21 protein-coding genes are annotated in these 21,156 nt (G+C 71.1%); all 21 read left to right on the top strand.

Annotation, left to right across the window (positions count from 1 at the left end; all coding sequences use genetic code 11):
• The 21 genes from aroC (at position 1) to ACHFGS_RS04890 (ending at position 21,128) form a co-directional block, all read left to right on the top strand.
• Positions 1-1,227, top strand: a complete 1,227-nt coding sequence (gene aroC / locus ACHFGS_RS04990) for a chorismate synthase (protein ID WP_394280292.1) — start codon at positions 1-3, stop codon at positions 1,225-1,227.
• The gene (locus tag ACHFGS_RS04985) at positions 1,214-1,750 is read left to right on the top strand and encodes a shikimate kinase (RefSeq protein WP_394280291.1); all 537 of its coding nucleotides are present in this window, start codon (positions 1,214-1,216) and stop codon (positions 1,748-1,750) included. Before aroC ends, ACHFGS_RS04985 begins: the two co-directional genes overlap by 14 nt.
• Positions 1,747-2,826, top strand: a complete 1,080-nt coding sequence (gene aroB, locus ACHFGS_RS04980; protein WP_394280290.1) for a 3-dehydroquinate synthase — start codon at positions 1,747-1,749, stop codon at positions 2,824-2,826. Before ACHFGS_RS04985 ends, aroB begins: the two co-directional genes overlap by 4 nt.
• A gap of 30 nt (positions 2,827-2,856) precedes the next feature.
• Entirely contained in the window at positions 2,857-3,303 is a 447-nt protein-coding gene (gene aroQ / locus ACHFGS_RS04975) for a type II 3-dehydroquinate dehydratase (RefSeq protein WP_394280289.1), read from the top strand.
• Between the two features lie 118 nt (positions 3,304-3,421).
• Entirely contained in the window at positions 3,422-3,982 is a 561-nt protein-coding gene (gene efp / locus ACHFGS_RS04970) for an elongation factor P (RefSeq protein WP_394280288.1), read from the top strand.
• A 7-nt stretch (positions 3,983-3,989) separates the two neighbouring features.
• The gene (nusB, locus tag ACHFGS_RS04965) at positions 3,990-4,400 is read left to right on the top strand and encodes a transcription antitermination factor NusB (protein ID WP_394280287.1); all 411 of its coding nucleotides are present in this window, start codon (positions 3,990-3,992) and stop codon (positions 4,398-4,400) included.
• A gap of 234 nt (positions 4,401-4,634) precedes the next feature.
• Positions 4,635-5,165 carry a bifunctional pyr operon transcriptional regulator/uracil phosphoribosyltransferase PyrR gene (gene pyrR / locus ACHFGS_RS04960; RefSeq protein WP_394280286.1) on the top strand — a complete coding sequence of 177 codons (531 nt, stop codon included), beginning with the start codon at positions 4,635-4,637 and terminating at the stop codon, positions 5,163-5,165.
• Positions 5,162-6,133: an aspartate carbamoyltransferase catalytic subunit gene (locus ACHFGS_RS04955; RefSeq protein WP_394280285.1), complete on the top strand. Its 972-nt coding sequence runs from the start codon at positions 5,162-5,164 to the stop codon at positions 6,131-6,133. Before pyrR ends, ACHFGS_RS04955 begins: the two co-directional genes overlap by 4 nt.
• On the top strand, positions 6,130-7,452 hold the full coding sequence (locus ACHFGS_RS04950; protein WP_394280284.1) for a dihydroorotase: 1,323 nt from the start codon (positions 6,130-6,132) through the stop codon (positions 7,450-7,452). The genes ACHFGS_RS04955 and ACHFGS_RS04950 overlap by 4 nt, the downstream gene beginning before the upstream one ends.
• Positions 7,449-7,997 carry a hypothetical protein gene (locus ACHFGS_RS04945; RefSeq protein ID WP_394280283.1) on the top strand — a complete coding sequence of 183 codons (549 nt, stop codon included), beginning with the start codon at positions 7,449-7,451 and terminating at the stop codon, positions 7,995-7,997. Before ACHFGS_RS04950 ends, ACHFGS_RS04945 begins: the two co-directional genes overlap by 4 nt.
• A complete protein-coding gene (gene carA, locus ACHFGS_RS04940) occupies positions 7,994-9,160 on the top strand; it encodes a glutamine-hydrolyzing carbamoyl-phosphate synthase small subunit (protein WP_394280282.1) in 1,167 nt (388 codons plus the stop codon). The genes ACHFGS_RS04945 and carA overlap by 4 nt, the downstream gene beginning before the upstream one ends.
• A complete protein-coding gene (gene carB / locus ACHFGS_RS04935) occupies positions 9,153-12,440 on the top strand; it encodes a carbamoyl-phosphate synthase large subunit (RefSeq protein ID WP_394280281.1) in 3,288 nt (1,095 codons plus the stop codon). The genes carA and carB overlap by 8 nt, the downstream gene beginning before the upstream one ends.
• The gene (gene pyrF, locus ACHFGS_RS04930; protein ID WP_394280280.1) at positions 12,437-13,300 is read left to right on the top strand and encodes an orotidine-5'-phosphate decarboxylase; all 864 of its coding nucleotides are present in this window, start codon (positions 12,437-12,439) and stop codon (positions 13,298-13,300) included. The genes carB and pyrF overlap by 4 nt, the downstream gene beginning before the upstream one ends.
• Positions 13,293-14,189 carry a guanylate kinase gene (gene gmk / locus ACHFGS_RS04925; protein WP_394289237.1) on the top strand — a complete coding sequence of 299 codons (897 nt, stop codon included), beginning with the start codon at positions 13,293-13,295 and terminating at the stop codon, positions 14,187-14,189. The genes pyrF and gmk overlap by 8 nt, the downstream gene beginning before the upstream one ends.
• A 97-nt stretch (positions 14,190-14,286) precedes the next feature.
• Positions 14,287-14,541: a DNA-directed RNA polymerase subunit omega gene (rpoZ, locus tag ACHFGS_RS04920; protein WP_394278323.1), complete on the top strand. Its 255-nt coding sequence runs from the start codon at positions 14,287-14,289 to the stop codon at positions 14,539-14,541.
• Positions 14,542-14,657: 116 nt separating this feature from the next.
• Positions 14,658-15,851, top strand: a complete 1,194-nt coding sequence (gene metK, locus ACHFGS_RS04915) for a methionine adenosyltransferase (protein ID WP_394278322.1) — start codon at positions 14,658-14,660, stop codon at positions 15,849-15,851.
• Positions 15,852-15,857: 6 nt separating this feature from the next.
• Positions 15,858-17,819 carry a primosomal protein N' gene (locus ACHFGS_RS04910; protein ID WP_394278321.1) on the top strand — a complete coding sequence of 654 codons (1,962 nt, stop codon included), beginning with the start codon at positions 15,858-15,860 and terminating at the stop codon, positions 17,817-17,819.
• Between the two features lie 8 nt (positions 17,820-17,827).
• A complete protein-coding gene (fmt, locus tag ACHFGS_RS04905; protein WP_394289236.1) occupies positions 17,828-18,760 on the top strand; it encodes a methionyl-tRNA formyltransferase in 933 nt (310 codons plus the stop codon).
• Positions 18,757-20,124 carry an RsmB/NOP family class I SAM-dependent RNA methyltransferase gene (locus tag ACHFGS_RS04900; protein ID WP_394289235.1) on the top strand — a complete coding sequence of 456 codons (1,368 nt, stop codon included), beginning with the start codon at positions 18,757-18,759 and terminating at the stop codon, positions 20,122-20,124. Before fmt ends, ACHFGS_RS04900 begins: the two co-directional genes overlap by 4 nt.
• Positions 20,124-20,801, top strand: coding sequence for a ribulose-phosphate 3-epimerase (gene rpe / locus ACHFGS_RS04895; protein ID WP_394289234.1), 678 nt, complete (start codon positions 20,124-20,126; stop codon positions 20,799-20,801). The genes ACHFGS_RS04900 and rpe overlap by 1 nt, the downstream gene beginning before the upstream one ends.
• A gap of 63 nt (positions 20,802-20,864) precedes the next feature.
• Positions 20,865-21,128 (top strand): phosphoribosyl-ATP diphosphatase, encoded by a 264-nt coding sequence (locus ACHFGS_RS04890; RefSeq protein WP_394289233.1) that lies wholly within the window; start codon positions 20,865-20,867, stop codon positions 21,126-21,128.
• Positions 21,129-21,156: the final 28 nt, after the last annotated feature.

The raw sequence follows: 21,156 nt of genomic DNA, 5'->3' as shown, positions 1-21,156 counted from the left end.
ATGCTCCGCGTGCTGACGGCCGGTGAATCCCACGGCCCCGAACTCGTCGCCATCATGGAGGGTCTTCCCTCCGGCGTGCCGATCTCCCTCGACGCCATCCGCGCCGACCTCGCCCGCCGAAGGCTCGGCTACGGCCGCGGCTCGCGCATGAAGTTCGAGGAGGACGAGCTCGCCCTCTCCGGCGGCGTGCGTCACGGACTCTCGCTCGGAAGTCCCATCGCGCTGCGTGTCGGCAACACCGAATGGCCCAAATGGGTCGAGGTGATGAGCGCGGAGCCGGTGGAGCTCACCGAGAAGTCCCGCGGCCGCGGCGCGGCACTCACCCGCCCCCGCCCCGGGCACGCCGACCTCGTCGGCATGCAGAAGTACGACTTCGATGAGGCACGGCCCATCCTCGAGCGTGCGAGCGCCCGTGAGACCGCCGCACGTGTCGCGCTCGGCGCGATCGCGCGCGCCTTCCTGTCGGAGCTGGGCGTTCGCCTGGTGAGCCACACACTGTCGATCGGACCTGTTCGGGTGCCCGAGGGCGCGGCCCTCCCGACGCCCGACGACGTGGACGCCCTCGACGCCGATCCGCTCCGGTGCTTCGACGCCGCGACGAGCGCGGAGATGGTCACGGAGGTCGACGCAGCGAAGAAGGACGGTGACACCCTGGGCGGCATCGTCGAGGTGCTCGCCTACGGCCTCCCGCCGGGGCTCGGCTCGCACGTGCACTGGGACCGCCGCCTCGACGGCAAGCTCGCGCAGGCGCTCATGAGCATCCAGGCGATCAAGGGCGTGGAGGTCGGCGACGGCTTCGAGACCACCCGCCGACGGGGTTCGGCCGCGCACGACGAGCTCGTCGTGAACGAGGGCGAGATCGCCCGCACCTCCGACCGCGCCGGTGGCACCGAAGGCGGCATGTCGACCGGAACCGTGCTGCGCGTCCGCGCCGGGATGAAGCCCATCGCGACGGTGCCCCGCGCCCTGCGCACCGTCGATGTGGCCACCGGCGATGCGGCATCCGCTCACCACCAGCGCTCCGATGTCTGCGCCGTTCCGGCCGCGGGCGTCGTCGCCGAGGCGATGGTCGCGATCGTGCTCGCCGACGCCATGCTCGAGAAGTTCGGCGGCGACAGCATCCGCGAGACCCGTCGCAACCTGCAGTCGTACCTGGACGGCATCCCTGCCGCCCTCAAGACCGCTCCCGCCTCGGAGGCGGCGCTGCTCGAGCATGACCTCGCCTGAGCCGTCCGGCGCGATCGTCCTGGTGGGGCCGATGGGCTCGGGGAAGACGAGCATCGGCAAGAAGCTCGCCAAGCAGCTCGGGCTCGGCTTCACCGACACCGATTCGCTCGTCGTGCGCGCCCACGGGCCGATTGCGGCGCTGTTCACCGCGCACGGTGAGGCCCACTTCCGTCGGCTCGAGCGTGAGGCGGTCGTCGAGGCTATCGCGAACGGCGGGGTGATCTCGCTCGGCGGGGGAGCGGTGCTGGATGCCGACACCCGCCGCGACCTCGCCGATCACCGGGTCGTGCTGCTCACCGTCGCCCCGAAGGTCGTGGCACACCGCCTCGGCGAGGGCGCGAAGCGGCCGCTCCTCGCGCAGAGCGACGAGACGCCGATGCAGCACTGGCAGCGGATCTACGACGAGCGCCGCCCGCTGTACGAGGGCGTCGCCGACATCATCTTCGACACCTCGTCCGGCCCGCTCCATCGCGTCGTCACCGCGATCGCCGAGTGGGTCCAGAACCCGGGAGGCTCTGCATGAGCAGCACCACGATCAGCGTCACCGGAGCCTCGCCCTACGACATCCTCGTGGGGCGCGGCATCCTCTCCGGCATCCGGGAGCTCCTCGCGCCGACCGTCGCGAAGGTCCTCATCGTCCACACCCCGCGCCTCGGAGCGAAGGCCGCCGCCCTCCGCGAGCAGCTGCTCGAGGACGGGACCCTCGAGGTCCTGACCGCGGAGGTTCCCGACGCCGAAGACGGCAAGCGCATCGAGGTCGCCGCCTTCTGCTGGCAGGTCCTGGGCCAGGCCGATTTCACCCGCACCGACGCCGTCATCGGCTTCGGCGGCGGCGCTGTGACCGACCTCGCCGGGTTCGTCGCGGCATCCTGGCTCCGCGGCGTCCAGGTGATCCAGGTCCCGACCACCGTCCTCGGCATGGTCGACGCCGCCGTCGGCGGGAAGACCGGGGTCAACACCGCCGAGGGGAAGAACCTCGTCGGAGCGTTCTGGGCCCCGCGCGCGGTGGTGTGCGACCTCGACACCCTCGACACGCTGCCGCGCAACGAGGCGGTCGCTGGGTTCGCCGAGGTCGTCAAGGCGGGATTCATCTGGTTCCCCGAGATCCTCGACATCATCGAAGCCGATCCCGAGGCCGCCGTCGACACGACCAGCGACGCGTTCCGCCGCTGCATCGAGCTGGCGATCGAGATGAAGGCTCGCGTGGTCAGCGAGGACTTCCGCGAGGCGGGCCTTCGCGAAGTGCTGAACTACGGGCACACCCTCGGTCACGCCATCGAACACGCCGAGCGCTACCGCTGGCGCCACGGCGCCGCGATCTCGATCGGCATGATGTACGCCGCCGAGCTCGCACGCCTGGCCGGTCGCCTCTCGGACGACGACGTCGCGCGTCACCGCCGGATCTTCGACCTGCTCGGTCTTCCCACCGGTTACCGGATGGACGGCTGGCAGCACCTGCTCGGCGTCATGCAGCGCGACAAGAAGACCCGTGCGGGCATGCTGCGCTTCATCGTGCTGGACGGCATCGGCAAACCGACCGTCATGCAGGCGCCCGACGAGTCGCTCCTGTTCACGGCCTACCAGGAGATCGCGGAATGACCCGCGTCCTCCGATCGCTAGGGTGCTGACGTGACCTCTGATCGACGCCTGCTCCTCGTCAACGGCCCGAACCTCAACCTTCTCGGCACGCGCGAGCCCGCGCTGTACGGCACCGACACACTCGACGACGTGGAGGCGCTCGTCACCGAGGCTGCCGCCGCCCGTGGCTACGAGGTGCGCGCGGTGCAGAGCAACCACGAGGGCGTCCTCCTCGACGCGATCCACGCGGCGCGCACCGACTGCGCCGGCATCGTGATCAACCCCGGCGGTCTCACCCACACCTCCGTCGTCCTCCGCGATGCGCTCTCGGGGGTCAGCCTCCCCGTCGCCGAAGTCCACATCTCCGACGTGATGGCGCGGGAGTCCTTCCGGCACCACTCCTACGTCGCCGACGTCGCCGTCGTCCACGTCATCGGCAAGGGGATCGCGGGGTACGCCGAGGCCGTCGAGCGACTGGTCGAGGTCATCGAGGGCTGAACCGGGACGCCCCGCGGGGGGCGGGAACCCGATTCGGGAGCGCGCGGCGCGGCATCCCGTAGACTCGTTTGTCGGCCGTACCGGCCCCGAACTCCACTGAACGGAAAACCCCACACTCATGGCATCCACCGCAGACATCAAGAACGGCGTCGTCCTGTCCATCGACGGGCAGCTCTGGAGCGTCGTGGAGTTCCAGCACGTCAAGCCCGGCAAGGGCGGTGCGTTCGTGCGCACCAAGCTGAAGAACGTCGTCAGCGGCAAGGTTGTCGACCGCACCTACAACGCGGGCACGAAGATCGAGATCGAGAACGTCGACCGCCGCGACTTCACCTACCTCTACAACGACGGCGAGAGCTTTGTCTTCATGGACGTCGCCGACTACGACCAGCTCAACGTCTCGGCGACGGTCGTCGGCGACGCCGCGAACTACCTGCTCGAGAACCAGCAGGTCCAGATCGCGCTCAACAACGGCAACCCGCTCTACATCGAGCTGCCCGCGTCGGTCGTGCTGGAGATCACCTACACCGAGCCGGGCCTGCAGGGCGATCGCTCGTCGGCCGGCACCAAGCCCGCGACCCTCGAGACCGGCTACGAGATCCAGGTGCCGCTGTTCGTCGAGCAGGGCACCAAGGTCAAGGTCGACACGCGCACCGGGGATTACCTCGGCCGCGTGAGCTGACCCCCCGATGAGCGCTCGGAGCAAGGCGCGCAAGCGCGCGCTCGACATCCTCTTCCAGGCCGACGTCCGCGGCGATGAGCTGGCGGTCACCCTCGCGGCCGAGGCGAAGCGCGCCGCGAGCGAGCCGGCCCGTGAAGCCTCCTGGCTCTACGCCCGCGAGATCGTCGACGGCGTCATCGACAACCGCGACGAGATCGACGAGCAGATCGTCACGCACGCGCGTGACTGGAAGCTCGAGCGGATGCCGGCGGTCGACCGCGCGATCCTCCGGATCGGCGTGTGGGAGATCGTCTACAACGACGAGGTCCCCACCGCCGTCGCGATCGACGAGGCGGTGGAGCTCGCGAAGGAGTTCTCCACCGAGGACTCCGGCTCGTTCGTCCACGGGGTCCTGGCGCGGATCTCGCGCGCGGGCTGACCCGATTCTGCGCGGGCCCGGGAGGTGACTCCCGGGCCCGTCGTCGTTCCCGGCCGGCGGGGCGGCGTCGGGTTCGGAGCGTCTCGGTGTTCCGAATTCAGTCCGGAGGTTTTCTGTCGGCGCGCCGGGCAGCGTCGTCACGCGGTGCGGCCGGGTTCCGGCATCCGGCTAGACTGAATACGGAACCACAGCAACCTTTAACACCGTCCTGTGAGGCGGAGAAGGGAGCGGCGGATGACCTCGCGCACCGTTCTGCACGATGCCGACATCGCCCGCGCACTCACGCGCATCTCGCACGAGATCCTCGAGTCGAACAAAGGCCCGGACGGGCTCGTGCTCCTCGGAATCCCCACCCGCGGCGTCACCCTCGCCGAACGCATCGGCGCCCTCATCGCCACGTTCACCGGCGTCACCGTCCCGGTCGGCTCTCTCGACGTCACGATGTACCGCGACGATCTGCACCGTCACCCGACGCGGACGCCCCGCCCGACGGAGATCCCTGCCGGGGGAGTCGACGGGAAGACGGTCGTCCTCGTCGACGACGTGCTGTTCTCGGGCCGGTCGATCCGCGCGGCGCTCGACGCGCTGCAGGACATCGGCCGCCCCGCGTCGGTGCGCCTGGCGATCCTCGTCGATCGCGGCCACCGCGAACTGCCGATCCGCCCCGACTTCGTCGGCAAGAACCTGCCGAGCGCCCGCGAGGAGCGGGTCAACGTCCGGCTCGCGGAGATCGACGATGCCGACGAGGTGACGATCGCATCATGAGGCACCTCCTCGACACCAAGACGCTCGGTCGCATCGACGCCCTCCGCATCCTCGACGTCGCCGAGGACATGCGCGACACCCAGTCCCGCGAGATCAAGAAGCTCCCGACCCTCCGCGGCAAGACGGTGGTCAACCTCTTCTTCGAGGACTCCACCCGCACCCGGATCTCGTTCGAAGCCGCCGCGAAGCGGCTCTCCGCCGATGTCATCAACTTCTCCGCCAAGGGCTCATCGGTCTCCAAGGGCGAGTCGCTCCAGGACACCGCCCAGACCCTGCAGGCGATGGGGGCGGATGCCGTGGTCATCCGGCACGGTGCGTCCGGCGCCCCGCACACCCTCGCCACGAGCGGCTGGATCTCGGCCGGCGTCCTCAACGCCGGCGACGGGACGCATGAGCACCCCACGCAGGCGCTCCTCGACGCGTTCACGATCCGCAAGCGCTTCTTCGGTGACGACAGCCGCGGCCGCGACCTCGCGGGGCTCCGCGTCACGATCGTCGGCGATGTGCTCCATTCCCGCGTCGCCCGCTCGAACGTGTGGCTGCTGACGACCCTCGGCGCCGAGGTCACCTTGGTCGCCCCGCCCACCCTCGTGCCGCAGGACGTCACGGCGTGGCCCGTCCGCGTGCTCTACGACCTCGATGAGGCCCTCGCAGCCGGCCCCGACGCCGTCATGATGCTCCGCATCCAGCTCGAACGCATGAACGCGGCCTATTTCCCGACTGAGCGGGAGTATTCGCGGCGGTGGGGACTGGATGCCGCGCGGCTGGGCCGCCTTCCGGCGACTAGCATTGTCATGCACCCCGGACCCATGAACCGGGGCATGGAGATCTCCGCCGACGCCGCCGATTCGCCACAGTCGACCGTCCTCGAACAGGTCGCGAACGGTGTGTCGGTGCGCATGGCGGCGCTGTACCTGCTGCTGGCGGGCGAGCGGGACACCACGAACGCAGAGGAGGACGGCCGATGAGCGCAGCAACCCTCATCCGCGGAGCACGGGTCCAGGGCGGCGACGCCGCCGACATCCTGGTCGAAGGCGGCGTCATCACCGCGGTCGGCACCGTCTCGGCCCCCGCCGGCGCGCGCGTCGTCGACGCCGACGGCCTCCTCGCCCTCCCCGGTCTCGTCGACCTCCACACGCACCTTCGTGAACCCGGCTACGAGGCGTCCGAGACGATCCTCACGGGGTCCCGCGCCGCTGCGGCCGGCGGGTTCACGACCGTCTTCGCGATGCCCAACACCTCCCCGGTCGCCGACACCGCCGGTGTCGTCGAGCAGGAGCTCGCTCTCGGCGAGGCAGCCGGGTACGTGCACGTCCAGCCGATCGGCGCCGTCACCGTCGGGCAGAAGGGCGAGCGGCTCGCCGAGCTCGGCGCGATGGCGTCCTCCAGGGCGCGGGTGCGCGTCTTCAGCGACGACGGCTTCTGCGTCTTCGACCCGCTCATCATGCGCCGCGCGCTCGAATACGTGAAGGCGTTCGACGGCGTCGTGGCGCAGCACGCGCAGGACCCGCGGCTCACCGAAGGCGCGCAGATGAACGAGGGCGTCGTCTCGGCGGAGCTCGGCCTCACCGGCTGGCCGGCCGTCGCCGAAGAGTCGATCATCGCCCGCGATGTCCTCCTCGCCGAGCACGTCGGCTCGCGCCTGCACGTCTGCCACCTCTCCACGGCCGGCTCCGTCGACCTGATCCGGTGGGCCAAGAAGCGCGGCATCAACGTCACCGCCGAGGTCACCCCGCACCACCTCCTCCTCACCGAGGAGCTCGTGCGCGGCTACGACCCGCGCTACAAGGTCAACCCGCCGCTCCGCCGCGACGAGGACGTGCTCGCGGTGCGCGAGGGGCTCGCCGACGGCACGATCGACATCGTCGCGACCGACCACGCGCCCCACCCCGCGGAGGCGAAGACGTGCGAGTGGCAGGCCGCGGCGAACGGCATGGTCGGGCTCGAATCCGCCCTGCGGGTCGTGCATGCCGCGATGGTCGAGACGGGCCTGCTCGGCTGGGACGACGTCGCGCGTGTCATGTCGTCGGCCCCCGCCCGCATCGGCCGGCTCGCGGATGCCGGCACTCCCATCGCCGTGGGAGAAGCGGCATCCTTCACCTTCTACGACCCCGCCCCGGTGCGCACGTTCACGACTGCGGACCTCCGCGGGCGCAGCGTCAACTCGCCGTACCTCGAGCGCGAACTCCCCGGCGAGGTGCGCGCGACCTTCTTCCGCGGCACGCAGACCGTCCGCGATGGCGAGGTCGTGGGCGGCGCCGAACTCGCAGGAGGTGAGCCCGCATGACCCGTGAGGTCGCCCTCCTCCTGATGCTCGCCCTCGCGGTCGTGCTCGTCGTCCTCGGCATGCGCGCCTGGCGACGACGCGGACGCCGCGACGCCGGCATCGCCGCGCCGGTCGGGGAGGCGCCCGCGGGCGCCGTCGAGACGCTGCACTCCCGCGGGCTCTATGTGGCGACCACCCGCCACGGCGACCCGCTCGAGCGCCTCGCGATCCGCGGCCTCGCGTTCCGGTCCCGTGTCGCGGTGACGGTCACCGACCGCGGCGTGGCCCTCGACCTCACCGGTCAGTCGCGCGTGTTCCTCGACGCGGCACGGATCACGGACGTCGCGCAGGCGACGGTCGCGATCGACCGGGTCGTCGAACGCGACGGCCTCGTGCGCGTGACCTGGACCGCCGACTCCGGCGACACGGTCGACAGCTACCTCCGCCCGCAGGACCTCTCCGCGAAGGCCCTCGCCGACGCGATCAGCGCGATCGGCACGCCCGAGGTCGCCGCGCCCTCCCCGACTCCCTCCACCACTCCGCAGACCCCCGGAAGCGACGCATGAGCATCCCCACGAGATTCCAGGCTCCCGAGCCCGCCGTCCTCGTCCTCGAAGACGGCTCCCGCCACCCCGGACACGCCTACGGCGCCCGCGGCACGACGCTCGGCGAGGTCGTCTTCGCGACGGCCATGACCGGCTACCAGGAGACGATCACCGACCCGTCCTATGCGGGGCAGATCGTCCTCCAGACCGCGCCCCACATCGGCAACACCGGCATGAACGGCGAGGACCACGAGTCCCGTCGCATCTGGGTCGCCGGCTACATCGTCCGCGACCCCTCGCGCATCGTGTCGAACTGGCGCGCCGACCACTCGCTCGAGGACGCCCTCGTCCGCGACGGCATCGTCGGCATCAGCGGCATCGACACCCGCGCCGTGACGCGCGTGCTCCGCTCGGCCGGTTCGATGCGCGGCGGTGTGTTCTCCGGGGATGCCGCGTCTCTCAGCGACGATGAGCAGCTGCGCATCGTGCGCGAGGCCCCCGAGATGACGGGGCTCAACCTGTCGGCCGACGTCTCCGTCCCCGTCGCCGAGGTGACGCCCGCGGTGGGGGAGCGGATCGGCAACCTCGCGATCCTCGACCTCGGCGTGAAGCAGGCCACCGTGAACAACCTCGCCGCCCGCGGCTTCGAGGTGCACGTGCTGCCGCAGTCGACGACCATCGAGGACATCCGCGCCATCGACCCCGTCGCCGTCTTCTACTCGAACGGACCCGGTGACCCGGCGGCATCCGATCGCCATGTCGGGCTCCTGCGCGAGGTGCTCGATGCAGGGCTCCCGTTCTTCGGGATCTGCTTCGGCAACCAGCTGTTCGGGCGTGCGCTCGGCTTCGGCACCTACAAGCTCCCCTTCGGCCACCGCGGCATCAACCAGCCGGTCCTCGACAAGACCACCGGCCGGGTCGAGATCACCGCCCACAACCACGGGTTCGCCGTCGACGCGCCGATCGAGGGCGTCGTCGAGAGCCCGAACGGCTACGGCCGCGTCGAGGTCAGCCACGTGGGCCTCAACGACAACGTCGTGGAAGGCCTGCGCGCCCTCGACATCCCCGCCTTCAGCGTGCAGTACCACCCGGAGGCCGCTGCCGGCCCGCACGATGCCAACTACCTGTTCGACCGCTTCCGCGACCTCGTGATCGCGACCCTGGAGACCAAGAAGAATGCCTAAGCGCGACGATATCCAGAGCGTCCTCGTCATCGGCTCCGGTCCGATCGTCATCGGTCAGGCCTGCGAGTTCGACTACTCCGGCACCCAGGCGTGCCGCGTGCTGCGAGAGGAAGGCGTCCGCGTCATCCTCGTCAACTCGAACCCGGCGACGATCATGACCGACCCCGACTTCGCCGACGCGACCTACATCGAGCCGATCACCCCCGAGGTCATCGAGACGATCATCGCGAAGGAGAAGCCCGACGCGATCCTGCCGACCCTCGGTGGCCAGACGGCGCTGAACGCGGCGATGGCCCTGCACGACCGCGGCATCCTCGAGAAGTACGACGTCGAGCTCATCGGCGCCAAGGTCGACGCCATCCGCAAGGGCGAGGACCGCCAGATCTTCAAGGAGCTCGTCCTCGAAGCGGGCGCCGACGTCGCGAAGTCGGTCATCGCGCACACGATGGACGACCTCCTCGCCGGCGCCGAGCAGCTCGGCTACCCGCTCGTGGTCCGTCCCTCCTTCACGATGGGCGGCCTCGGCTCGGGCTTCGCGTACAACGAGGAGGACCTCCGCCGCATCGGGGGCGCGGGCCTTCGCGACTCCCCGACGACCGAGGTGCTCCTGGAGGAGTCCATCCTCGGCTGGAAGGAGTACGAGCTCGAGCTCATGCGCGACACGTCCGACAACACGGTCGTCGTCTGCTCCATCGAGAACGTCGACCCCGTCGGCGTGCACACCGGCGACTCGATCACGGTCGCCCCGGCGCTCACCCTCACCGACCGCGAGTACCAGAAGCTCCGCGACATCGGCATCGACATCATTCGCGCCGTGGGCGTGGACACCGGCGGCTGCAACATCCAGTTCGCCGTCGACCCGGCATCCGGTCGCATCATCGTCATCGAGATGAACCCGCGCGTCTCGCGCTCGTCGGCCCTCGCCTCGAAGGCGACCGGCTTCCCGATCGCCAAGCTCGCCGCCAAGCTCGCCATCGGCTACCGCCTCGACGAGGTCCCGAACGACATCACCCAGGCGACGCCGGCGAGCTTCGAGCCGACGCTCGACTACGTCGTCGTGAAGGTGCCCCGCTTCAACTTCGAGAAGTTCCCCGCCGCGGACACGACGCTCACGACCACCATGAAGTCGGTCGGAGAGGCGATGGCGATCGGCCGCAACTACACGACCGCGCTGCAGAAGGCGCTCCGCTCGCTCGAGAAGCGCGGCTCCAGCTTCCACTGGGGCCCCGAGGATCGCACCGTCGAGGAGCTCCTCGAGATCGCGAAGACCCCGACCGACGGCCGCATCGTCGTGCTCCAGCAGGCCCTGCGCAAGGGCGCCACGATGGAGCAGGCGTTCGAGGCGACCGCCATCGACCCGTGGTTCCTCGACCAGATGATGCTCATCAACGAGGTCGCCGACTTTATCGCGGCCGCCCCCGAGCTGAACCTCGAGACCCTCCGGATCGCCAAGGACCACGGCTTCAGCGACGCCCAGATCGCGCAGCTGCGGGGCCTCGGCGAGGCAGAGGTGCGGAGCCTCCGCCACGATCTGCAGCTGCGCCCGGTCTACAAGACCGTCGACACCTGCGCGGGCGAGTTCCCGGCTCTCACGCCGTACCACTACTCGTCGTACGACCGCGAGACCGAGGTCACGCCCAGCGAGCGCCAGAAGATCGTCATCATCGGGTCGGGCCCGAACCGCATCGGTCAGGGCGTCGAGTTCGACTACTCGTGCGTGCACGCCTCGTTCGCACTGTCGGATGCCGGTTACGAGACGATCATGGTCAACTGCAACCCCGAGACCGTCTCGACCGACTACGACACCAGTGACCGGCTCTACTTCGAGCCGCTGACCCTCGAAGACGTCCTCGAGGTGCTGCACGCCGAAGCGCAGTCGGGCGAGATCCTCGGTGTCGTCTGCCAGCTCGGCGGACAGACGCCGCTGGGCTTGGCGAAGGGCATCGAGGAGGCCGGGTACACGATCCTCGGCACCAAGCCCGCCGCGATCGACATCGCCGAGGAGCGCGAGCTGTTCTCGCAGCTGCTCGAGCGCGCCGGGCTCACCGCCCCCCGTCACGGCACCGCCGTCGACGAGGCCGGCGCCGTCGCGATCGCCGAGGAGATCGGGTACCCCGTGCTCGTCCGCCCGAGCTTCGTGCTCGGCGGCCGCGGCATGGAGATCGTCTACGACACCGCGAGCCTGCACGACTACTTCGTCCGCGTCGCCGACCAGGCGATCATCGGACCCGACGCGCCGCTGCTCGTGGACCGCTTCCTCGACGACGCCGTGGAGATCGACGTCGACGCGCTGTTCGACGGCGAGACCCTCTACATCGGCGGCGTCATGGAGCACCTCGAGGAGGCCGGCATCCACTCCGGCGACTCGTCCTGCACCCTCCCACCGATGTCGCTCGGTCGCACCGAGATCGATCGCGTCCGCACCGCGACCCACGCGATCGCTGAGGGCGTCGGCGTCCGCGGCCTCCTCAACGTGCAGTTCGCGGTGTCCGCCGGGGTGCTCTACGTCATCGAGGCCAACCCCCGCGCCTCGCGCACCGTCCCGTTCGTCTCCAAGGCGCTCGGGATCCCCATGGCGAAGGCCGCGAGCCGCATCATGGCCGGCGCCACGATCGCCGAGCTGATCGCGGAAGGCCTGCTCCCCGAGCAGGACGGCTCGCGCGTGCCGCTGGACGCCCCCGTCGCGGTCAAGGAGGCCGTGCTCCCGTTCAAGCGGTTCCGCACCGCCGACGGCCGCACCGTCGACTCGGTGCTCGGCCCCGAGATGCGCTCGACCGGCGAGGTCATGGGCATCGACCGCGACTTCCCGACCGCGTTCGCGAAGAGCCAGGCCGCGGCCTACGGCGGCATGCCGACCTCGGGAACTGTGTTCCTCTCGGTCGCCGATGACGACAAGCGTGCCGTCATCCTGCCCGCTCACCGCCTGCAGGAGCTCGGCTTCCGGCTCACGGCGACGGAGGGCACCGCAGAGATCCTCGCGCGCAACGGGATTTCGGTCGACGTCGTCTCGAAGTACTCCGAGACGCAGGAGTCCGGCGAGTCGAACATCGTCGACCTGATCAACGCGGGCGAGATCGACATCATCGTCAACACCCCCTCGGGCGGCATCGCCCGCGCCGACGGGTACGAGATCCGCGCCGCGGCCGTCGCCGCCGACAAGGCGCTGTTCACGACGATGGCCGTGCTCGGCGCGGCGGTCTCGGCCATGCCCGTCCTCCGCGAGGGCTTCGCCGTGAAGAGCCTCCAGGAGTACGCCCTCGAGCGGAAGGCGTCGGTGTGACCTCATTCGGTGCCCGGCTGGCTGCGGCGATCGACGCCCGCGGTCAGCTGTGCGTCGGCATCGACCCGCACGCGGGTCTGCTGCAGGAGTGGGGGCTGGATGCCGCGGCATCCGGCGTCCGTGAGTTCGGCCTCCGGGTCGTCGAGGCGGCCGCCGGCCGCGTGGGCGTCGTGAAGCCGCAGGTCGCGTTCTTCGAGCGCTACGGATCCGCGGGGTTCGCCGCCCTCGAAGAGGTCATCGCCGCGGCCCGCGCCGGAGGTCTCATCGTGATCGCCGATGCCAAGCGCGGCGATATCGGCAGCACCATGGACGGCTACGCGCAGGCGTGGCTCGCGAGCGGTTCGCCGCTGGAATCGGATGCCGTGACGATCAGTCCTTATCTCGGCCCGGACTCGCTGGCGGGCACCGTCGGCGTGGCCGTGCGCGAGGAGAAGGGCCTGTTCGTGCTCGCCGCGACCAGCAACCCCGAGGCCCGTGGGCTCCAGTCCGCCGAGGTCACCGTGGTCGACGCCGAACGCGGACAGACGGTCGCCGACTGGGTCGCCCAGCGCGCCGGGGCGGTGAACTCGTCCGTCGCCGTGGGGGAGGACCGCCTGGGCCCCGTCGGGTTCGTCGTCGGCGCCACCGTCGACCGCGCCGAACTCGGCCTGACCGACGAGGCGCTCCTGCGCGCGCCCATCCTCGCACCCGGCTTCGGTGCACAGGGCGCCCGGCTCGAGGACATCCGAATCCTTTTCGGGCCTCTCGCGCCGCAGGTGCTCGCCAGCGCCAGCCGCAGCATCCTCGGCGCCGGCCCCGACGGGATCGCCGCCGCCATCGACCACCACAACTCCGAGCTCCTGGACGCCCTCAATGCCTGACTCCCGTACCCCTCCCGAGGTCGACCGCGCCGCGGCATCCCGCCGGGCCGTCGCCGCGCGCCGCGAGCGCGCCGGTCTCAAGCGCGATGTGACGAGCCGCGTCATCACGCCGCAGGACCTGCTGCGTCGGGCATGGGCTGAGCCGGCCTCGGCCGCCGCCGCGATGCGTGTCACCGAGTTCCTCACCGCGATCCCGGCCATCGGCGAGGGAAAGCGCGACCGGATCCTCGCCGAGCTCGGGATCTCGCCCGTCAAGAAGGTCGGCGGGCTGGGCGTGCGCCAGCGCGTCGCGCTGACGGAGTTCCTCGACCGTCGGCTGCCTGAGCCGACCGCCCGCGGCGGGCGCAGCCGCCTCCTCGTGCTCGCGGGCCCCACCGCCGTCGGCAAGGGCACCGTCGCCGCGCACATCAAGGAGCATCACCCCGAGATCCTGCTGTCGGTGTCTGCCACGACGCGACCTCCGCGTCCCGGCGAGGTCGAGGGGGAGCACTACTACTTCGTGGACGACGCCGAGTTCGACCGGCTCATCGCCGACGGTGAGCTGCTCGAGCACGCGACGGTGCACAACGCGTACCGGTACGGCACGCCGCGTCGCCCGATCGACGAGGCCCTCGCCGAGGGTCGCACCGTCCTGCTGGAGATCGACCTGCAGGGCGCCCGCCAGGTGCGGGCCGCGGCCCCCGACGCGACCCTCGTGTTCCTGCTGCCGCCGAGCTGGGACGAGCTGGTCAACCGCCTCGTGGGCCGGGGCACCGAAGGCGACGAGGAGCGCACCCGGCGCCTGAAGACGGCGCGAGTCGAGCTGGCGTCGCAGAACGAGTTCGACTACCGCGTCGTCAACGACGACGTCGCTCGTGCGGCGGCGGAGGTCGCCGGCCTCGCCGGGTGATCGCCGCGGCACCGGCCTCTCGACCCTGTAGACTGGTCGGATGCCGCGCCCGCTCGGCGCGCACAGACTTCCCACCTCTCGATCCTGGAGGACCACCATGGCCAACCGTGACCAGGGCATCATCGACCCGCCCATCGACGCACTGCTCGACAAGGTCGACTCGAAGTACCAGCTCGTGATCTACGCATCCAAGCGCGCGCGTCAGATCAACGACTACTACTCCGACCTCCACGAGGGGAACCTGTTCGACAACGTCGGTCCGCTCGTCGACTCGAACATCGAGGACAAGCCCCTCACCATCGCGCTGCACGAGATCCACGAGGACAAGCTGCGCCTGCGCGCCGCCGAGTGAGCTCGACGACCCCCTTCTGACGCCATCCGGCGTCATCCTCATGCCCGTGAGTCCCCCGTGTCGGGGACCGCGGGCATGATGGTTTCACACCCCCGATCCGCGCTCCTGGAGTACCGATGACCTCGCTGCGTCTGTTCACGTCGGAATCCGTGACCGAAGGCCACCCCGACAAGATCTGCGACCAGATCTCCGACAGCATCCTCGACGCGCTCCTCGCCGAAGACGCCGGCAGCCGCGTCGCGGTGGAGACGCTCGTCACGACGGGCCTCGTGCACGTGGCAGGCGAGGTGCGCACCGACGGGTACGCCGACATCCCCGGCATCGTCCGGCGTGTGGTCAACCGCATCGGCTACACATCGTCCGACACCGGTTTCGACGGCGACTCGTGCGGTGTGACCGTGTCGATCGGGGAGCAGTCCGGTGACATCGCCGCCGGCGTCGACAACGCCCTCGAGCAGCGTGAATGCGGATCGGTCGACGCGCTCGACGCCCTCGGCGCCGGCGACCAGGGCATCATGTTCGGGTACGCGACGAACGAGACCCCGCAGTACATGCCGATGGCGATCTGGACGGCGCACCGCCTCGCCGAGCGTCTCACCGAGGCCCGCCGCTCGGGAGCGCTGCCGTTCCTGCGTCCCGACGGCAAGACGCAGGTGACCCTCGGCTACGACGGAACCACGCCCCGCACCGTCGACACCGTCGTGCTGTCCACCCAGCACCACCCCGACATCTCGCTCGCCGCCCTCCGCGCCGCTGTGCAGGCCGAAGTCATCGACCCCGTGCTCGCGCAGACCGGACTCGACGTCTCGGACGTCCGCTACGTGATCAACCCCGCCGGTCCGTTCGTGGTCGGCGGCCCCAAGGGCGACGCCGGTCTCACCGGCCGCAAGATCATCATCGACACCTACGGCGGGGCCGCCCGCCACGGTGGTGGAGCATTCAGCGGCAAGGACCCGTCGAAGGTCGACCGGTCGGCCGCCTATGCGATGCGGTGGGTCGCGAAGAACGCCGTCGCGGCAGGTCTCGCCGACCGGCTCGAGGTGCAGGTCGCCTACGCCATCGGCCGTGCCGCACCCGTCGGGCTCTACGTCGAGACCTTCGGCACCGGTCACGTCTCCGAGGAGGCGATCACCGCCGCGATCCACGATGTCTTCGACCTGCGCCCGCAGGCGATCATCGACGACCTCGACCTGCTGCGCCCGATCTACGCGCGGACAGCGGCCTACGGGCATTTCGGGCGCGAGCTGCCCGAGTTCACGTGGGAGCGCACCGACCGCGTCGACGCGCTCCGCGCCGCCGCCGGACTCTGATCCGTCGTGACGAGCGTCGCGCGGGTCCTGCTGGACTCGCCGCTGCCGCAACTGGACCGGCTGTTCGACTACGCGATCCCTGAGAAGCTCGTCGGGCTCGCCCGTCCCGGCGTGCGGGTCAAGGTACCGTTGCGCAGCGCCGGTCGCATGGTGGAAGGCTGGCTCGTCGAACGGGGCGAGGCCGAACCCGGTGGCCGGCCGCTGTCGGAGCTCGCAGACGTGGTGTCGCCGATCGAGCTGCTGCCGCGGAGCCTGTACGACCTCGCGAGGAAGGTCGCCGACCGTGCCGCGGGATCCGCGAGCGACGTGCTCCGTCTCGCCGTCCCGAAGCGCATGGTGCGCGCGGAGAAGGCGTGGCTCGCGGCGGAGGACCCCGACGCGCCGATCGTCGGATCGGATGCCGCTGAGCGCGCGACCGCGCTGCTCGACGCCTACCCGGGCCTCGCCGAGGCGGCCCGCGCAGGGGAGCGCGTCGCGCTCGAAGCCCCGCCGTTCCCCTCCGTGGGCGGGGCGCCTCGGGGAGCCTGGGCGGATCTGGTCGCCGCGCTCGCGACCCAGACCCTCGCCGCGGGGCGGAGCACCCTCATCGTCGTCCCCGATCACCGGGACCAGAGCCAGGTCCTGGAGGCGCTGGCGGAGTGCGTGCCCGGCGACGCGGTTCTCCGCGACGACGCGCGTCGCTCCGGACCGGAGCGTTTCACGAGCTACCTGCGCATGCTCCGCCCGGTGCCGTGCATCGTCGTGGGCAACCGGTCCACCGTGTACGCCCCGGCGCACGACGTGGGGCTGGTGCTGGTCTGGGATGACGGCGACCCGCTGCTGGCGGAGCCGCTCAGCCCGGCCGTCCACGCGCGTGACGCGGCCCTGGTCCGTCAGGAGAGCGAGGGATCGGCGCTGGTGTTCGCCGGACACACGCGCACGACCGACGTCGAGCGTCTCGTCCACGTCGGCTGGGTCCGCGAGATCGGCGCCGCGAGGCGTCCGAGTCCGCGGGTGGTGCTCTCCGCCACTCACGAGGCGGAATCCCGCGGCGTGCGGGTGCCCTCCAGCGCCTTCGCCGCAGCGCGGGAGGGGCTCCAGCACGGACCCGTCCTCGTTCAGGTGGCCCGGCCCGGGTACTCTCCGGTTCTCGTCTGCGCCGAATGCCGGACCCCCGCGCGCTGCACGCACTGCGCCGGTCCACTCCGGGCGCGACGTGCCGGAGCGGTCCCGGACTGCGCGTGGTGCGGGCGCTCGGCTCCCGGCTGGAGCTGCGGGAAGTGCGGCGGGACCCGATTCCGGATGGCGTCATCGGGAAGCGAACGCACCGCCGACGAGCTGGGCCGGGCGTTCCCCGGCATCCGCATCATCATCGCCGACGGCGACCACCCCGTCTCGGCGGTCGACGATCGCCCTGCGCTGGTCATCGCCACCCGCGGAGCCGAGCCGCACGCCGCGGGCGGCTACCGCGCGATCGTGCTCCTCGACGGTGACAAGATGCTCATGGCCGAGCAGCTGCGCATCGGGGAATCCTGCCTGCGCTGGTGGTCGAATGCCGCAGCCTTGGCAGCGCCCGGTGCACCTGTCCACCTCGTCGGGGTCATTGGCCCCGTGGCACGGGCGCTGGCGACCTGGACGCACGCCGCCTACGCGCGCGCTGAACTGGCCGATCGTGCCCCGCTGCTGATGCCGCCCAGCGTCAGGGTCGCGTCGGTCGAGGGCACCGCGCCCGCGGTCGACGCCGCGCTCCGTGATCTCAGACAGAGCGTCCCCCACCTCGACGCGGGCGCCGTGCTCGGTCCCGTCCCGGGGGCGGAGGGCTCGGTCCGTGCACTGGTGCGCGTCGACTACGCGCACGGCCGTGAGGTGGCCGAACAGCTTCGCGCCTCCGTCATCGCCCACGCCGTCGCGGGGCGCGGCCGGGGGGTGCGGGGGGCACCCCGGACTACACTCAAAGTTCGGCTCGATGTGCCCGAGCTCGATCTGTGAGGACCAGCATGCGCGTCGTTTTCGCCGGAACACCAGACCCGGCCGTCCCCTCCCTCCGAGCCCTCGTCGCTTCGGGTCACGAGGTCGTCGCGGTGGTCACGCGTCGCGACGCGCCCCTGGGACGCAAGCGCGTCCTGACCCCGTCACCGGTCGCCGCAGCGGCGACCGAGCTCGGCATCCCGGTCATCAAGGCGGATCGGCTCGACGAGGAGGCGACCGCAGCGATCGCCGCGCACGAACCCGACCTCGGCGTCATCGTCGCCTACGGCGGGCTGGTCCGTGAGCCGCTGCTGTCGATCCCCGAGCACGGCTGGATCAACCTGCACTTCTCCCTGCTCCCCGCCTGGCGTGGCGCCGCTCCCGTGCAGCACGCGCTGATCGCGGGGGACCGGACGACGGGCGCCGCGGTCTTCCAGCTCGTGCCGCAGCTCGACGCCGGTGACGTGTTCGCCCAGCTCCGCTGGGACATCCCGCGCGGCGCGACAGCGGGCGAGGTGCTTGCGGCCCTCGCCGAAGAGGGCGCGCCGCTGGTGGTGGGTGTCGTGGACGGCATCGGCGCCGGCACCGCCCGGGCCGTGCCGCAGGAAGGAGAAGCGACCCTCGCGCCGAAGCTCACGATCGTCGACGGGGCGCTCGACTTCAGCCAGCCGGCGGTTCGTGTGCTCGACCGCTACCGAGGCACCACGCCCGAACCCGGCGCCCACGCGCAGCTCGGCGGCCAGCGCGTGAAGATCCTCGCCGCTGCCCTCGGGCCGGACGCCGACCTCGCTCCCGGGGCACTCGCGTTCGTCGACAAGCGGGTCCTCGTCGGCACGGGGGAGGGCACCATCGTCCTCACGACCGTTCAGCCCGCCGGCAAGGGTGCGATGGCGGCCGCGGACTGGTGGCGGGGGCTGCGAGACGACGAGCCGCGCTTCGACCCGATCGGAGCGGCGCGATGACCACCGCACGCGAAGTCGCCTTCGACGTCATCAGCGCCGTGCGCTCGACCGACGCCTACGCCAACCTGCTGCTGCCGCGTGAGATCGAGCGGGCGGGGCTCAGCTCCGCCGACGCGGGGCTCGCCACCGAGCTGACCTACGGCACGCTTCGCAGGATCGGCACCTACGACGCCATCATCGCCGCGGCGGCGGGCCGTGCGGCCGACGCGATCGACCCGCCGGTCCTCGACGCTCTGCGCCTGGGTGCCCACCAGCTGCTCGCGACGCGCGTGCCGCCGCACGCGGCGGTCAACGAGACCGTCGAACTCGTGCGTCAGGCCGCGGGGCGGAGGGCCACCGGCTTCGCGAACGCCGTCATGCGGCGCGTGTCCGAATGCGACGAGGCCGAGTGGCTGGCGCAGATCGAGGCGGACGCACGCTCCGACGACGAGAAGCTCGCGGTGCGGTACGCCCACCCGGTGTGGGTCATCCGCGCCCTCCGCCGCGCCCTCGCAGCCGAGGGGCGCGCGGAAGAGCTCACCGCACTCCTGGACGCCGACAACGCACCGCCCGCCGTCACGATGACAGCACTACCGGGCATCGCCGACATCCCCGAGGGCATGACGCCGACCACACAGTCGCCGATCGGGTTCCGACTCGCCGGAGGTGACCCCGAGCCCCTCATCCGTTCCTCGCAAGGCGCCCTGCGAGTGCAGGATGAGGGATCGCAGCTCGCCGCGCTGGCCCTGTCGCGCGCGACGCCGGTGCGCGCGGGGGAGCGGTGGCTCGATCTCTGCGCCGCCCCCGGCGGGAAGACCGCGGTGCTCGCCGCCGAGGCCCACCTGCACGGCGCCTCCCTCGAAGCCAACGAGCTCTCACCCGCGCGGGCGCGGCTCGTCCGCACCTCCGTCGCAGCCGTCCCGGGCGACGTGCCGGTCTCCGAGGAGGACGGGCGCACGCGCGCCGGCCGCGGCGTCTACGACCGCATCCTCGTCGATGCTCCGTGCACAGGCCTCGGCGCGCTGCGTCGGCGCCCCGAGGCCCGGTGGCGGAAGACCCCGGGTGATGTGCCCGAACTCACCTCGCTGCAGGCGGAGCTTCTGGCCGCAGCCGTTCAGGCACTGTCGCCCGGTGGCATCGTCGCCTACGTGACCTGCTCGCCGCACCTCGCCGAGACCACCGGCGTGGTCGCGGAGGTGGAGCGGCAGTTCCCCGGCCGCCTCGAGCAGCTCGACGCCCGCGCGGTGATCAGCGACGTCAGCCTGACCCCGGTCGACCTCCCGGCGCCCGCGGACGGCTCCGGCCGCGCGCAGCTGTGGCCGCATCGGCACGGCACGGACGCGATGTCCATCACGCTCCTGCGGCGCGTGGCCGACCAGACATAATGGCTGACGTGTCCTCCGCCGTGCGCATCAATCCGAGCATCCTCGCCGCCGACTTCGTGAACATGCAGGCGGAGCTCGCCCGCATCGCGACGGCCGACTTCGTGCACGTCGACGTCATGGACAACCATTTCGTGCCCAATCTCACCTTCGGGCCGCAGATGGTCGAGCGCATCCAGGCGACCAGTCCCGTCCCGCTCGACGTGCACCTCATGATCACGGATGCCGATCGGAACGCTCCCGGATACGCCGAGCTCGGCGCGGCATCCGTCACCTTCCATCTGGAAGCGGCGACCGATCCCGTGGCACTCGCGAGGCGTCTACGCGACATCGGCGCGCGCGCCGGGGTGGCGGTCAAGCCCGGCACGGCCGTGGAAGGCCTGTTCGACGTGCTCGACGAGTTCGACCAGATCCTCGTCATGACCGTGGAGCCGGGCTTCGGCGGTCAGAGCTTCATGGCCGATCAGATGCCGAAGCTCCGCCGCCTCGCCGATGAGGCCCGGCGTCGGGGCTCGCAGGTGTGGCTGCAGGTCGACGGTGGCATCTCCGAATCGACCATCGCGCAGGCCGCCGAAGCCGGCGCCGACACGTTCGTCGCCGGGTCAGCCGTCTTCGGTGCGGGCGACCCGGGCGCGGCCATCGCCGCCCTCCGCGCCCGCGCCGGCGCACACCACCACTGAGCCTGCGCCGGGACCGCCCATCACGCGAGCGGACCGACCGCGCCCGCCCGGTACCCTGGAGTGGTGAAGACGTTCGACGGACTGTTCTCCGAACTCAGCGCCACTGCAGCGGCCCGCCCGGAGGGCTCGGGGACTGTGGCGCAGCTCGACCGGGGCGTCCACGCGATCGGCAAGAAGATCGTCGAGGAGGCCGCCGAGGTCTGGATGGCGGCGGAGTTCCAATCCGATGCGGAGACGGCGGAGGAGATCTCGCAGCTGCTCTACCACCTGCAGGTGCTCATGCTCGCGAAGGGGCTCACTCTCGAGGACGTCTACCGACATCTCTGAGATGCCCTCGTCCTCGCTCACACCCGGG

The organism is Microbacterium sp. (assembly GCF_043427715.1).
In the GTDB taxonomy this organism is placed as follows: domain Bacteria; phylum Actinomycetota; class Actinomycetes; order Actinomycetales; family Microbacteriaceae; genus Microbacterium.
This window is presented reverse-complemented; position numbering and strand designations above follow the sequence as displayed.